Raw genomic sequence first — 413 nt, 5'->3', positions numbered from 1 at the left:
CGGTTTCGGAATGGGCGCGTCGACCGCGGAAATCGCCGCGCACCGCCCGGGCGACGACTTCCTCGGCGTCGAGGTGCACGAGCCGGGCGTCGGCGCGCTGCTGAAGCTGATCGGCGAGCAGGATCTGTCGAACATCCGCCTCATCCAGCACGACGCGGTCGAGGTGCTCGAGCACATGATCGCGCCGGCAAGCCTCGACGGCGTGCACATCTTCTTCCCCGATCCGTGGCACAAGGCGCGTCACCACTAGCGCCGGCTGATCCAGCCGCCGCTCGTCGCGCATCTCGCATCGCGCCTGAAACCCGGCGCGTACCTGCACTGCGCGACCGACTGGCAGAACTACGCGGAGCAGATGCTTGAAGTACTCGGCGCGGAACCGACGCTCGAAAACACCGCCGCCGATTACGCACCGC

Annotated in this window: 1 pseudogene; it reads left to right on the top strand. The window is 67.8% G+C overall.

Features of this window, described 5'->3' with window-relative positions:
* Positions 1–10 precede the first annotated feature (10 nt).
* A pseudogene (gene trmB, locus M3223_RS23995) lies at positions 11–413 on the top strand (tRNA (guanosine(46)-N7)-methyltransferase TrmB); the annotation flags it as partial.

This window comes from Paenibacillus pasadenensis, from assembly GCF_023715725.1.
GTDB lineage: Bacteria > Bacillota > Bacilli > Paenibacillales > Paenibacillaceae > Paenibacillus_O > Paenibacillus_O pasadenensis_A.
This window is presented reverse-complemented; position numbering and strand designations above follow the sequence as displayed.